A 12,570-nucleotide genomic window follows, 5' to 3' on the forward strand; every position below is an offset into this window, starting at 1 on the left:
GGAACTGAGTCGATAATGGCCGCTTTTTTGTACTGATTAGCGAATCAGGATCAAAAAATGTTGCACTTTATGGTTCATAGAGACCAGAACGTGACTCAAGTAACATCTTCTCCAGCTGACCGCTGGCTTTCAGTTTGGCGAGGCCCCGATTGAAGGTTTTGATCAGCTCGTCAGCGTTGGCACGCTTGCGGCTGATCAACAGGTGACCTTCAACTTTCATCACGGGTTTTGAATGGGTTGCAAAGAGATCGACCGTGCTGGCCGGGTAGAACTGACGCAGGGAGTAGTAGCCGACATCTATGTTCTCCAGGGTCAGGTCGGCGCGGCCGGAGAGCAGCAGATCAAAGCTCTGGCGCAGCCGGGTGACGAACTGCACCTGCAGCGGAACCTGTGCGATGGCTGCAAAAAAATCTGCATTGTAGGTATAGCCACTGACCGCAGCCAGCTTGCGATCCGCCAGATCCTGATAGCCACGCCATTCCAGCGGATCTGACTTGAGATAGAACCAGACGTAGGTTTCGCTCAGGATGGGATCGCTGTAGAGATGGGTTTTGCGCCGCTCGCTCGACTCATACCAGTGGACTGTGCCATCCACCACTCCCTCCTCCGACAAGCGAAAGGCCCGTTTCCAGGGAAGAAACTGGAACTTGACGCTCACCCCTTCACTCTTGAATGCCTCGCTCACCACATGAGGGATCAGCCCCTGATATTTGAGCGTCTCGGAACAGTAAGGAGGATACTCTCCCGTGGTCAGGGTCAGCTCCTGCGCCCAGAGCCCGTGGCAAAAAAGGCTCCCCGCCAGCAACCAGCTTATTTTCATCCCGATGCCCTCTTGTTCTGTTTTCCCAACTATAGACCGCCCCCTTGAAAGGATTGCCGGATCGTCGGGGAACCGTTATGTTCCCCTTTTTCCAGGCGATCGCGCCGCGTCACAAGGATATGAAGATGCCCAGGCTAGACAGCATTCACCTCTACCCCATCAAATCGACTGCAGGTATGCCGCTGGCTCGCGCCCGGGTGACCGAAGAGGGACTGGCAGGGGATCGCCGCTACATGGTGGTCAAACCGGACGGCACCTTTATCACCGCCCGTACCCATCCCCAGCTGCAACAGGTCGTGGCCACCCCCATCGAAGGAGGCTTGCAACTGCGCTATCCGGGCTTTGAACCCCTCACCCTGCAAGAGGTCGACTTCAGCCGCACCCCGCAAGCTACCGGAGTCTGGAGCGACCGCTTTACCGCCCTGCACACCGACACCAAAGCCGATGGGTGGCTGAGCCGGGTGGCAGGGGAACCAGTGCAGCTGCTCTGGCTGGGTGAAACCTCTGATCGCTTTCGCGAGAAGACCGGCACCCGGGTCAGCTTTGCCGACGGTTATCCGCTGCTGCTGATAAGCCAGGCCTCCCTTGAGGATCTCAATCTGCGCTCCGATGCGCTGCACCAGATGAGCCAGTTCCGCACCAATCTGGTGGCAAGCAATACCCAGCCCTTCGAGGAGGACAGCTGGGTGCGTATCCGCATCGGCGAGGTGGAATTCAAGGTGGTCAAGCCCTGCAGCCGCTGCATCATGACCACGGTGGAAGCGGGCACCGATCGTTTCAACGCCCTGAAAGAGCCGCTGGCCACCCTTACCCGCTACCGCCGTGGCGAGGATGGCGAGGTCTACTTCGGCCAGAACCTGATCGCCCTGAACGAGGGATGGATTGAGGCAGGCAGCGAGATAGAAGTGCTGGAGCGCACCCGTCCGGTGGTCTATCCCGCCGCCGCTCCGAAGAAGCGGGAGCTGGTCTGCGTGGCCCGCGAACCGCTGGCGCGGGATCTGGAGACCTTCTGGTTCGAAGCCGCCGATGGCGAGCCTCTGCCCGACTACCTGCCGGGCCAGCATCTGCCCATCAGCCTCGATATCAAAAATGAACGGATCCAGCGCCGCTATACCCTGAGCTCTACGCCGGATCACCCGGAGCGTTACAGCATCAGCGTCAAAAAGGTGGAGGGGGGTCGCATCTCCCACTGGCTGCACCAGCAGTTGCAGGTGGGTGATCGGCTGCTGGCCGCCAACCCCGCTGGCGAGTTTCACTTAGGGGCCGAGCGCAACCTCCTGTTGCTCTCCGCAGGCTCCGGCGTCACCCCCATGCTGGCGATAGCCCGCACCCTGGCCCTTCGCGGGGAGCTGGAAGAGGTTCACTTTATGCACCTGTGCCGCAGCGAAGCGGACATTCCCGCCGCCAGCGAACTGCATGCCATGGCGCAGCAGGGCATGACCCTCACCATTATCCTGAGCCAGCCGGGCAATCACTGGCAGGGGCTGCAAGGGCGACTCAATGATGAGCATCTGCGACTGGTCAAAGGGTTGGCCGAAAAAGAGGTCTTTATCTGCGGCCCCCACGGTTTTATGGCCGACGCGGCGTCGAAAGTAGCGGCCCTCGGCGTTCCGGCCGCACGGATCAAACAGGAGAGTTTTGGCGGCGCCATTCTCTCGGTGGCCCGCCCCCATCAGGCGGTACAACTGCGTATCGGCGCCCAAGCCTTTACCGGCAACAATCAGGGCACTGTGCTGGATCAGGCCAACAAGCAAGGCGTAGAGCTGCCCTGGAGCTGCCGCGCCGGGATCTGCGGCAGTTGCAAACAGACGCTGATCTCGGGCGAGGTGGATCACCCCGACGCCCCCGCCATCAGTGCCGCCGAGCGGGCAGAGGGCAAAATCCTCACCTGCTGCGCCGTACCGCTCACAGACATCGTCATCAAATAAGGTGATCGAGCCACGAAAAGGCTGGCTGGGCCCCGATCCTGGCCGACCTTTTCCCCCCTGTCGACCCGCGGTTCCTCCATTCTCGTCTCTTTCTCGCCCCGCCTGCGCAACCATGCCGACGATGACTTCTATACTCACAGCAATAACAACAAAACCCCTCCGACGTAGCGGCCTTTGCCGTCTGACCAAGGGGGTTACCCGGTGAGAATAAGGACGCTCAAACCATGGAACAGAACAAACCCGCCTTTCAACTCAACCTCTTGATCTCCGTGATCACCCTGATCCTGCTGTCACTGGTGTTTTTCGCCTACAGCTGGGCGGGTAAACAACTGGAAGAGAGTTATCGACAACAATATCTCTCCTACCTGCTGGCCGACGAGCTGCGCCAATCCTCCGATGACCTGACCCGACTCGGTCGCACCTACGTCATCACCAAGGATCCAGCCTACGAGCAGCAGTACATGCGGATACTGGCCATTCGCAACGGCGAACAGCCGAGACCGGATGGCTACAACCGTATCTATTGGGATTTTGTCGCGGCCAACGGCCAGAATCCTCGCCCCGACAGCAATGTTCGCCGCGGCCTGATCGATCTGATGAAGGATGCTGGTTTCACCGATGCTGAACTCGCCAAGCTCAACGAGGCCAAGAACAACTCGGATGCACTGGTCAACACCGAGGTGGCTGCCTTCAAACTGGTGCAGCAGACGGACGGTGATCTGGCCGCCAACCAGCAGAAGGCCATCGCCATGATGCATGACAAGGCCTATCACCAGAACAAGGGTCGCATCATGTCACCCATCGACGATTTCTACGTGATGATGGAGGGGCGCAACCAGGAGGCGGTCGAGAGTGCCACCGCCAATACCGACATGCTGCGCTACCTTTTTATCGCTCTGGGCCTGGTATTGATGTTCTTCCTCTGGCGCACCTATCGCTCCCTGCTCGATCTGGTGGGCACCTCGGTCGAACAGCTCAAGACCGATCTCCATCTGCTGGCGGAAGGGGATTTCTCCCGCCCCATCAAGGTGCCCCAAGGCTCGAAAGAGAGTCTTATCGGCCTGCTTGGCACCACACAGAGCACCCTCAAGGGGATCATCGGCAAGGTATCCCACTCCACCGAGGAGTTGTCCAATTCGGCCGACAGCATCGCCCAGATAGCGGAGCAGACCGCCCAGTTCGCCACCGATCAGCAAACCAGTACCCAGACCATGGCCGCCGCCATCGAAGAGCTGGTGGTGAGCATCAGCCACCTCTCCGACAATGCCAGCCATGCAGACGAGCTCAGCAAGGTCTCAGCCGACACGCTGGAGGAGGGCTCCGGGGTCATCAAGGAGACGCTTGGCAGCATCGAGAATATCTCCACCACGGTCGGTGAAGCAGCCAGCACCATCGCAGAACTCAACAGCCATACCCAGCAGATCTCGGAGATCATCGGCGTGATCCGCGGCATCGCCGATCAGACCAACCTGCTGGCCCTCAACGCGGCTATCGAGGCGGCGCGGGCCGGTGAGCAGGGACGTGGCTTTGCGGTGGTTGCCGACGAAGTACGCAATCTGGCCAGCCGCTCGGCGGCCTCGACCCAGCAGATCACCGGGATGATCAGCAAGATCCAGAGCGGGGCGGATGCCTCTATCCGCAGCATGGAGAACACGGTCAACAACGTCTCCCGCGGGGTCACACTGGCCAACCAGACCGGGCAGGCAATCGCCAGCATCCAGAGCCACGCCTCCAATCTCACCGGTCTGATGGGAGAGATCAGCCACACCCTGCGCGAGCAGTCCACCGCCGCCAACGAGGTGGTCTCTACCGTCGGCAACATCACCTCCCTCTCGGAACAATCGGGGGATGCCGCCCGCCACGTGTCCCAAGAGGCAGCCAAGCTCAAGCAGCTGTCACGGGTGCTGCGCCAGGAGATGGGGCACTTCAAGCTTTAAAGAAGGCTGCAAAACAAAACGGCTGCCCCAAGGCAGCCGTTTTTTATGCGGGGTTATCCCCTGTCATTCAGTATCTATCAACCACGCAGGGCGGCGATACGCTGCTCAATGGGCGGGTGGCTCATGAACAGTTCGCTCATGGAGCGCTTGCCGTTGATGCCAAAGGCCATCATGGAGCCTTCCAGCTGCGGCTCGGCACCGCGGGAGAGGCGCTCAAGGGCGGCAATCATCTTGTCGCGACCTGCCAGCTTGGCGGCACCGGCATCGGCACGGAACTCGCGCTGACGGCTGAACCACATGACGATGATGGAGGCCAGAATGCCGAACAACATCTCCAGCACAAACACGGTGATCATGTAGGCAAAACCACCGGTGCTGCTGCTCTCTTCCTCGTTGTTGGAACTGAAGAAGTTGCTGATGACGCCAGCCACGATGCGGGCGAAGAACATCACGAAGGTGTTCACCACCCCCTGGATCAGGGTCAGGGTCACCATGTCGCCGTTGGCAACGTGGCTCACCTCGTGGGCCAGTACCGCTTCCGCCTCGTCACGGCTCATGCTGTAGAGCAGGCCGGAGGAGACCGCCACCAGCGAATCATCTCGGCGGGCGCCGGTCGCAAAGGCGTTCATCTCGGGAGAGTCGTAGATCCCCACTTCCGGCATCTTGATACCCGCTTCGCGGGCCTGACGGGCAACAGTGCTCACCAGCCAGTGCTCGGTCTCGTTACGGGGTTGCTCGATGACCTGGACGCCATAGCTGCGCTTGGCCATCCACTTGGACATCAGCAAGGAGATAAAGGAACCCCCAAAACCGAACACGGCACAGAACATCAACAGCCCGGAAATGCTGGACTTGTTGATCCCCAGAACCGAGAACAGGATATTGAGTACCACCCCCAGCACCAGCATGACGGCCAGGTTGGTCACCAGGAATAGCATAATTCGCTTCATATAGACTCCTTGTGAGAATTAAAGACACGGAGAGAGATCACTCGACCTCCCTATCTCCATGTTATGGATGAATTTTAGGGAGACTCGATGAATGTTCGCTGAATGTGACGTCACAAGAGCGGAGAGATATCAAGCCGCCCCTGCAAATCAGCCTCAAATGGATTGTTTATAAAGGGAATTTCCCCCAGAAACGGGGCCGGTAACATCCCCCTCAGGGTGTCCAGATTTTCCTGATAGTGGCTCATGGCACTGTGAAGGCGATTAATAACCCATCCCGCCACTGGCAACCGATCGTTGCGAATGGCAGCAAAGGTGAGCAGTGCATGGTTGAGACAGCCCAGTTTGGCCCCCACCACCAAAATCACCGGCATGTTCTCCTGCTTCACCCAATCCGACAGCAGATGCTTGCGATCCAGCGGCAGATACCAGCCCCCCGCCCCTTCCACTACTGCAAGCTCGGCCCCTGCCTGTTCAATCTTGCGCAGCCCCTCGCTCAGCCCCTGCATGGTAATGGGCTGGCGCGCCTCGCTGGCAGCGATATGGGGCGCAATCGGCGGCTCATAGGCAAAGGGATTGACCACCTCATAAGGCAGCTGAACACTCGCCGCCTCCTGCAACAGAACAGCGTCGAGGTTGCGCAATCCATCGGGTGTTCGGGCACACCCTGCCGAGACAGGCTTGTAGCCGGCACAGCGGATCCCCTGTGCGCTGAATTCGCGCAGCAGAGTGCGTGCCACCAGCGTCTTGCCCGCATCGGTATCTGTGCCGGTGATAAAGAATGATTTCATATGGTTCTCTCCTTGGCAGGGAGTGGCTCACTGCCCTGCACACACTGCAATTCCCGGCGCTCAGCGAGGCTTGCTGAGGCGACCGAGACACACCCGATAACTGGCGACCAACCTGCCACCGGGCTGGCGAAATGCTTCATATGCCTGAGCCAGCTGCTGCAATCTGGCGCGACCGCTCAGACCGGCTGGGGCGGCGCCCCCTTGATTGTCGTTGATCTGATTGGCCCCAATCCCCTTGAGATCGCGCAACAACTGCGGCAATTCAAGATAGGCGAGATCCCAGGTGATACAACGCAGCTCGGGAGCAGATACCCCGGCGCTAGCCAGCGCCTGCTCCAATTGTGGCAGGCTGAGGAAGCGATTGACATGGGCGCGACCATCAAGCTGCTGCCAGGCGGCTCGCAACTGCCAGAGCGACTCATCGAGCAGGGTCGAGAAAAAGATCTGGCCGCCCGGTTTGACCACCCGAAGCAGCTCGCCAAAAGCCTGGGCCGGACGCTCGCACCACTGCAACGCCAGACTGGAGAAAACCCAGTCGAACGAGTTATCGGCGAAAGGAAGCTGCTCCGCATCGCCGCAGAGCAGGCGAGCACCGCTGCCACGCAAGGCGGCCTGCGCCAGCATGCCGGGGGCGAGATCAAGCCCCACCAGCTGGTGACAACGGTTCGCCAGTTGGGGCAAGAAAAAGCCGGTGCCGCAGCCCAGATCCAGCCCGCTCACCGTCAGATCAGTGCCAACCAGCCTGTCTGGCATCCATTCCAGCAGCGCCTGACCCACCTCCTGCTGAAAGCGGGCATGGGCATCGTAATGACGAGCGGCGGCGCCGAAACGGCGAGCAAGCTGCGCCTTGTCGACCGTTTGAAAACGCTCAGCCATAGTGAGCCTCCCCAAGCGTTGTAACTGAAGGGCTGACCCCCAAGGCATCGAGCAGGCGATCCACATCCTGCTCGCGGTGAGCCGCACTCAGGGTGATGCGCAGCCGGGCCGTACCGACCGGCACAGTGGGCGGGCGGATGGCGCTCACCCAGACGCCGCGCTCCCGCAGCCGTTCAGCCAGTTGCAGAGCGGTGCTGCTCTCCCCCACCAGCAGCGGCTGGATCGGGGTATCGCTCGCGCCAAGCTGCCAACCCAACGCCTCTGCCCCTTGCCGGAAGCGAGCGATCAGCTGGCCAAGATGGGCGCGGGACTCATCAGCCGCGCGCACCAGTTCGATGCTCTTGCTGACCGCGCAAGCCTGCGCGGCGGGCATATGGGTGCTGTAGACATAGTGGCGGGCAAAGTTGACCAGATACTCCACCAGCTCGCGACTGCCGCCGACAAAGGCACCGGCGACGCCAAGCGACTTGCCAAAAGTGCCCATCTGGATATGTACGCTGGCAGGTTGAACCCCTTGTGCCGCCAGGGTGCCGCGCCCCTCGGATCCCAGCACACCAAGACCATGGGCATCGTCGATCATCAACCAGTTGCCGCTTTGGGCGGCGAGGGTTGCGAGCTCGCGCCAAGGGCCCTGATCCCCGTCCATGCTGAACACCCCTTCCGAGACAATCAGTCCGCGATTTGGCTCAAGCTGCCGTTCAAGGGCCGCCATGTCGTTGTGGGCAAAGCGCTTCATCTTGCAGGGGAGCTGGCTGCCCATCTCCTGCAGGGAGGCGTGGTTGAGTTTGTCCTGCCACAGCAGATGATCCTTGCCGAGCAGGGCTTTGAGCACCGCCTGATTGGCGGAAAAACCGCAGTTGAAGAGCAGCACCGCCTCCACCCCGAGCCACTCGGCCAGGGTCTTCTCAAGCTCTTGGTGGGCATGACTGTAACCGGTCACCAGCGGCGAGGCGCCGGAGCCCGTGCCATAACGTTCAATCCCCGCGTTGAAGGCGGCCTTGATGGCGCCGTGATCCGCCAGTCCCAGATAGTCGTTGGCGGAAAAGTTGAGGTAGTCGCGCCCCGCAACCCTGAGCCGCCCGCCACTCGCCCCGTCGGTCGCGATGCGGTTGCGGAGCAGGCCGGCCTGCTCGCGCTCGACCAGAGCCGTGCCCAGCACAAAGGGGCCCGTTACTGCAGGGCCGTTCATGACCGCGCAGCCCCTGCACGGGGGCGGGTGGCGTCATAAAACATCTCGGCAGGCTCGCTCTGGCGACTCACCTCGGCCAGCAGTTCCTCTTCTTGAACCTGATCCGGCTTCTGGGCCCGCTGGGCAGGGCGAATGCCGAGCCGCTTGAACAGCTGCATATCGCTGTTTTCGTCCGGGTTGGGGGTGGTCAGCAACTTGCAGCCATAGAAAATGGAGTTGGCCCCGGCCATAAAACACATGGCCTGCATCTGCTCATTCATCTTCTCCCGCCCGGCTGAGAGGCGCACATGGGAGGCGGGCATCATGATCCGTGCCACGGCGATGGTGCGGATAAATTCGAACGGATCGAGGTTCTCCTGATCCTCCAGCGGCGTTCCCTTCACCTTGACCAGCATGTTGATGGGCACACTCTCCGGGTGCCGCGGCAGGTTGGCGAGCGCCATCAAGAGGCCCGCACGGTCTTTGGCCTGCTCGCCCATGCCGACGATACCGCCGGAGCACACCTTCATCCCGGCACCGCGCACATGCTCCAGGGTATCGAGTCGATCCTGATAGGTGCGGGTAGAGATGATCTCGCCGTAAAACTCGGGCGAGGTATCGAGGTTGTGGTTGTAGTAATCGAGCCCCGCGGCCCCCAGACGCGCCGCCTGATCGGCGGTGAGCATCCCGAGCGTCATGCAGGTCTCCATCCCCAGCCCGCGCACCTCCTCGATCATCCGGATGATGTAGGGCATGTCCTTCTCTTTGGGGTTGCGCCAGGCGGCCCCCATGCAAAAGCGTGACGAGCCGTTGGCCTTGGCTTCGCGGGCCCGCTCCAGCACCTTCTCCACCTCCATCAGCCGCTCGGCCTCAAGACCGGTGTGGTAACGGGCGCTCTGGGGGCAGTATTTGCAATCTTCCGGGCAGGCGCCGGTCTTGATGGAGAGCAAAGTGCTCACCTGCACTTCGTTCGGGTCAAAGTGGGCGCGGTGGACGGTCTGGGCCTGAAACAGCAGATCGTTGAATGGCAGGGCAAACAGGGCCTGAACCTCGGCGAGAGTCCAGTCATGACGAAGGGCGTGACCGCCCGCGGTGAGAGCATTCATACATGGCTTCCGGTTGTTATTAGTGGGATCCTGCGCCCGCCATCTTGGGATGGACGGCCACAAAACCCGCCGCCGGGCCTGCGCGCTCAGGGTTATGCGCAGTGCCAAGTGGCTGAAATTGTTGGCTAGTGTAGAGAGCACGCGTAGACTGTCAACACCGACCAGATCAAACAAATTGACAACAGAACAACAAATGACCAACCAAGAATTCGACCTGCACCACATCTGGCACCCCTATACCTCCCTCACTCACCCCCTGCCCTGCTATGAAGTGGTCAGCGCCAAAGGGGTGAAGATCACCCTCAGCGACGGCCGTGAACTGGTGGATGGCATGAGCTCCTGGTGGGCTTGCGTGCACGGCTATCAGGTGCCGGAGTTGGACGCCGCCGCCACCGCCCAGCTCGGCAAGATGTCCCACGTGATGTTTGGCGGCCTCACCCACGCTCCGGCGGTCGAGCTCTGCCGCAAGCTGGTGGAGATCACTCCAAAGGGGCTTGATCGGGTCTTTCTGGCCGATTCCGGCTCGGTGGCAGTGGAAGTGGCGCTCAAGATGGCGCAGCAATACTGGCACGCCAAGGGGACGCCCAGAGCCAAATTTGTCGCCCTGCGCAGCGGCTATCACGGCGACACCTTTGGCGCCATGAGCGTCTGCGATCCCGATGGCGGCATGCACGAGCTCTACAAAGGATTCCTGCCGGAACACTATTTTGTCGAAGCACCCAGCTGCCGCTTCCACGCCGAGTGGGACGAGCAGTGCGTGGTGGAGCTGGCGACGCTCATGGCGGATCATCACGAAGAAATCGCCGCCATCGTGCTTGAGCCCATAGTGCAGGGCGCTGGCGGCATGCGCTTCTATCACCCCCGCTACCTGCAGTGGGTACGCGCCCTGTGCGACGAATTCGGCGTGCTGCTGATTGCTGACGAGATTGCCACCGGCTTTGGCCGCACCGGCCAGCTGTTTGCATGCGACTGGGCGGGGATCTGCCCCGACATCATGTGTCTGGGCAAGGCGCTCACCGGCGGCTACCTCACCCTCTCGGCGACCCTGACCACCGAGCATGTCGCCCATACCATCTGTGACGGCAAGGCGGGGGTCTTTATGCACGGCCCCACTTTTATGGGCAACCCGCTCGCCTGCGCGGTGGCCAACGCCTCCATCGAGTTGCTGCTGGCCTCACCTTGGCAGGAGCGGGTGCGCGCCATCGAGCATCAGCTGCGTACCGAACTGGTAGAGCTGACCCTGCACCCGGCGGTCGCGGATGTGCGGGTGCTCGGCGCCATCGGGGTGGTGGAGATGAAAGAGCGGGTGGATGTAGCGCGCATCCAGCGCAAGTTTGTCGAACTGGGCGCCTGGATCCGCCCCTTTGGCAAGCTGGTCTACCTGATGCCCCCCTTCGTCATCACCCCTGAAGAGTTGCGGGTATTGACCGGCGCCATCCGTCAGGCCATCACCGAGGGCGAGTTTTAATGCATGCAGCGGGCGGCCATCGCAGCCGCCCGTTTGACTACCCGCATTTGATATATAAAGAGGGCAACTTTATCCACTTCAGTGCGCTTTCACTTGCCGTAATGTGAGCAAAACACCAGACCTGAGGCCCCAAGAGGGGTAAACTGCTGCGGTTTTACCATCAAGAAAGACTGCTCATGCGCCTCTCCATTGCTGCCAAAATCAACTTTTTCCTGCTCTTCATCTTCTCCATGGTACTGGTCTTCTCCGCAGCCTATCAGGCGGTGCGCGAGCGCGATCTCATCCTGACCCTCATCAAGGAGCAGAGCCGCGAGCAGACCGAAGCCTATTTCGACGGCCTCAACATGCTGATGCTGACCGGCAAGATGGATGCCCGCGATACCCTGCGCGGCAAGTTTCTCGACCACGCCCATGTGGAGGATGCCCGCATCGTCCGTGGCGACGCGGTGAGCAAACAGTTCGGGCCTGGACGGGAGACAGAGCAGGTAAAAGATGAGTTTGATGAGCTGGCTCTGGCGGGCAAAGGGAGTCTGGAGGTGGTGCACAACGGCATGCACAGCCGTCTGGTAGTGACCCGACCGCTACTAGCCAAGAAGGATTTTCGCGGCACCGACTGCACCAGCTGTCATCTGGTGCCGGAGAACACTGTGCTCGGTGCGGTGCGCTTTGACTACTCCCTCGATTCGCTGTTTACCCGGGTCGAGCAGAATATCCTCACCTCGGCGCTGATCCTCACCGGCATCTTCGGGATGGGACTGCTGCTGACCCTCTGGGTCATCCGCACCTGGATCGTGCGCCCCCTCAACCAGTTGACCCGCTCCATGGAAGAGGCCACCGACTTGCACGACTTCGGCCACCGGCTGGAGGGGGATGACGGCGACGAGATTGGCCGGGTGGCGGTGGCCTACAACCAGATGCTCGACAGTGTGGAGCGCCAGCTCGGCAAGCGACCGCTCGGCGGCAAGCCGGGAGCTCGCCCTGGCGAATAGCGGACCACACCGCCCGGCATCGGCTAACCGGTGTAATAGAACAGCAGACAAGCAATAAGGATCAGCAGCAGGATCGCCAGATTGACGTGATAGGCATCATCCCTGCGCCGACTGCGCCGCCGCTCCAGCAGCAGTACAGCCAGGGTCAGCAAGCTGCAACCCCACAGGCCATGCACCAACCAGGGAGTGAGTGCGGGATCCCAGTAATCGCGTACCTTGATGCCGCCGTAAACCAGAAAACCATATGCAATCTCCGGCCTAGCATAGTGATAGAGCGCAAGCAGCACGATAAAACCGCACCAGCAGATCAGCACCATTGCTCGCAACAGTCGTGTCAGCCAATCCGGCCCTTGTCGCCGCTCTTTCACTCGCATCTCCTGTCCCGAGGGAACCCTGCTTGGGTGAACCATGCTGAAAACCCCACCAGAGTCCGACATTTTTGCTTGTTTATCAAACCCGCGCGGGTAAGATTGACGGCTTAGTCTGCCATGGTGGGCCATCTGTGCCCGGGCCAGACTCCCTAGTGTTGCAAATAGCGCT

11 protein-coding genes are annotated in these 12,570 nt (G+C 60.8%); 4 read left to right on the forward strand and 7 right to left on the reverse strand.

All coding sequences use genetic code 11. The features are described from left to right. Window positions 1–67: 67 nt before the first annotated feature. Window positions 68–820 (reverse strand): ABC transporter substrate-binding protein, encoded by a 753-nt coding sequence (locus I6L35_RS19820; RefSeq protein ID WP_005337880.1) that lies wholly within the window; start codon window positions 818–820, stop codon window positions 68–70. 77 nt (window positions 821–897) lie between these two features. Here I6L35_RS19820 and I6L35_RS19825 point away from each other — a divergent pair, with 77 nt between their 5' ends. Both I6L35_RS19825 and I6L35_RS19830 read left to right on the forward strand, forming a co-directional pair. Further along, window positions 898–2,748 (forward strand): MOSC N-terminal beta barrel domain-containing protein, encoded by a 1,851-nt coding sequence (locus I6L35_RS19825; protein WP_216979121.1) that lies wholly within the window; start codon window positions 898–900, stop codon window positions 2,746–2,748. A 224-nt stretch (window positions 2,749–2,972) separates the two neighbouring features. Beyond that, entirely contained in the window at window positions 2,973–4,685 is a 1,713-nt protein-coding gene (locus I6L35_RS19830; protein ID WP_216979122.1) for a methyl-accepting chemotaxis protein, read from the forward strand. Window positions 4,686–4,762: 77 nt separating this feature from the next. On the opposite strand, the gene htpX is transcribed toward I6L35_RS19830, so the two are convergent. The 5 genes from htpX to bioB form a co-directional block, all read right to left on the reverse strand. Beyond that, entirely contained in the window at window positions 4,763–5,635 is an 873-nt protein-coding gene (htpX, locus tag I6L35_RS19835) for a protease HtpX (RefSeq protein ID WP_069527876.1), read from the reverse strand. Between the two features lie 110 nt (window positions 5,636–5,745). Then, entirely contained in the window at window positions 5,746–6,423 is a 678-nt protein-coding gene (gene bioD / locus I6L35_RS19840; RefSeq protein WP_216979123.1) for a dethiobiotin synthase, read from the reverse strand. Between the two features lie 60 nt (window positions 6,424–6,483). After that, on the reverse strand, window positions 6,484–7,299 hold the full coding sequence (gene bioC, locus I6L35_RS19845) for a malonyl-ACP O-methyltransferase BioC (RefSeq protein WP_216979124.1): 816 nt from the start codon (window positions 7,297–7,299) through the stop codon (window positions 6,484–6,486). Continuing rightward, a complete protein-coding gene (bioF, locus tag I6L35_RS19850; RefSeq protein WP_216979125.1) occupies window positions 7,292–8,488 on the reverse strand; it encodes an 8-amino-7-oxononanoate synthase in 1,197 nt (398 codons plus the stop codon). Before bioF ends, bioC begins: the two co-directional genes overlap by 8 nt. After that, window positions 8,485–9,573, reverse strand: a complete 1,089-nt coding sequence (gene bioB / locus I6L35_RS19855) for a biotin synthase BioB (protein ID WP_005350480.1) — start codon at window positions 9,571–9,573, stop codon at window positions 8,485–8,487. Before bioB ends, bioF begins: the two co-directional genes overlap by 4 nt. Window positions 9,574–9,766: 193 nt before the next feature. Between bioB and bioA the strand changes: the two genes are divergently transcribed. Beyond that, a complete protein-coding gene (gene bioA / locus I6L35_RS19860; RefSeq protein WP_216979126.1) occupies window positions 9,767–11,041 on the forward strand; it encodes an adenosylmethionine--8-amino-7-oxononanoate transaminase in 1,275 nt (424 codons plus the stop codon). A gap of 176 nt (window positions 11,042–11,217) precedes the next feature. After that, a complete protein-coding gene (locus I6L35_RS19865) occupies window positions 11,218–12,030 on the forward strand; it encodes a HAMP domain-containing protein (protein WP_216979127.1) in 813 nt (270 codons plus the stop codon). Window positions 12,031–12,053: 23 nt separating this feature from the next. On the opposite strand, the gene I6L35_RS19870 is transcribed toward I6L35_RS19865, so the two are convergent. Next, window positions 12,054–12,404 carry a hypothetical protein gene (locus tag I6L35_RS19870; protein WP_216979128.1) on the reverse strand — a complete coding sequence of 117 codons (351 nt, stop codon included), beginning with the start codon at window positions 12,402–12,404 and terminating at the stop codon, window positions 12,054–12,056. Window positions 12,405–12,570: the final 166 nt, after the last annotated feature.

The sequence above is a fragment of the Aeromonas sp. FDAARGOS 1405 genome (assembly GCF_019048265.1).
Lineage (GTDB): Bacteria > Pseudomonadota > Gammaproteobacteria > Enterobacterales > Aeromonadaceae > Aeromonas > Aeromonas veronii_A.